This is a genomic window from Kitasatospora sp. NPDC007106, assembly GCF_040634455.1.
Classification (GTDB): domain Bacteria; phylum Actinomycetota; class Actinomycetes; order Streptomycetales; family Streptomycetaceae; genus Kitasatospora; species Kitasatospora arboriphila.
The window spans coordinates 1-1411 of sequence record NZ_JBEYFP010001220.1 but is presented as its reverse complement, the minus strand read 5'-3'; the positions used below and the strand labels follow the sequence as shown (position 1 = coordinate 1411).

At 77.9% G+C, this 1411-nt stretch carries 1 protein-coding gene; it reads right to left on the bottom strand.

Features of this window, described 5'->3' with window-relative positions:
• Positions 1-1256 (bottom strand): MoxR family ATPase (locus ABZ641_RS37295; RefSeq protein WP_359989021.1); only part of this gene is annotated, 1256 nt, incomplete at its 3' end.
• Positions 1257-1411 lie beyond the last annotated feature (155 nt).

Below are 1411 nucleotides of genomic sequence, written 5' to 3'. Positions count from 1 at the left end.
CCGGCCGCCGGGTGCCCCGCCGCCCGGGCCGCCGCCCGGTCCGCTCGGCGGGAGAGCGACACCGCACCGGCGAGCCGTTCGACGGACGCGGGCACGTCCCAATCCTCCTGGCGCAACGAGGCGAGCGTGGTCGCCGGGACGACCACCAGGTCCGGCGCGCCGGTCTCGAGGGCGCGGGCCAGCAGGGTCCAGGCCGCGTCCCAGCGCGACCGCTCGGGACGGCGGCGGACGGCGTCCACCACGGCGTCGAGCGCGGCCTGCCGCAGATCGCCCCGCTCGGGCAGCACGGCCGAGGCCGGATCGGCGAGCAGCGACTCCGGGTCCGGCAGGTCCATCCGGTCCAGGGCAGCCAGGAGTTCCAGGCCGGGGCCGTCCCCGACGGCGCCCCGGACGAGCAGCGAGAGCACCTCCCGCGAGGAGCCGGCCGCGGTGGCGAAGGCGAGCAGACGCAGCGTCATGTCCCAGCTCCGCGGCGAGGGCCACGCCCCGCCGCGCCGGGTCTCGTTGCCGGGCAGCCGGTGCACCAGCGCGGGACGGGCCGAGAGCAGACCGCACACCGCGCGGCGGGCGAGCTCCACCGCCTCCGGCAGCCGACCGGGATCGAGCCGGGGCAGGGTGGTGCGCGGCCAGACACCGCCGAGGCCGCGCACCACCACCTCGTGGTCGTGCGTCCAGGCCAGGTGGACGAACCGGTTCGCCAGCGGCGGGCTCAGCTCCCAGCCGTCGGCGGCCGAGGAACGCGGATTGGCGGCGGCCACGATCCGCACCCCGGGCGGGAGCTGCAGGGCGCCGATGCGCCGCTCCAGCACCAGGCGCAGCAGCGCGGCCTGGACGGCGGGCGGCGCCGTCGACAGCTCGTCCAGGAACAGCAGGCCGCGGCCGGCCCGGACCAGCCGCACCGCCCAGTCCGGCGGGGCCATCGGCACGCCCTGCTCGGCCGGATCGTCGCCCAGCACGGGCAGTCCGGAGAAGTCGGACGGCTCGTGCACGCTGGCGATCACGGTGGTCAGCGGGAGGTCGAGCGCGGTGGCGAGCTCGGTCAGCGCCGCGGTCTTGCCGATTCCCGGCTCGCCCCACAGCAGGACGGGCAGGTCGGCGGCCACGGTCAGGGTCAGCGCCTCCAGTTGGGCGTTCGGGCGGGGCTCGGTGCTGGTCCTGCCGAGCAGGGCGAGCAGCTCGCCGGCGACGTCGAGCCGGGATCGCTCGGCGGTCCCGGCGTCGGCGGCGGTGGGGGCGAACGGTGTGCGTGCAGGCATGGGTGATCACCTCAAGGGGTTGCGGGACAGGGGTTCGGGTGCTGCGGCCGGGGTGCAGCTTTCGGGTGCAAGGCCCCGGATGCGGGACGGGTCGACCGGCGTCGGGTCAGCGAGCCCGGCCCCGGCGCGGGCGGCCGGCGGTGCGGCGGGCGGGG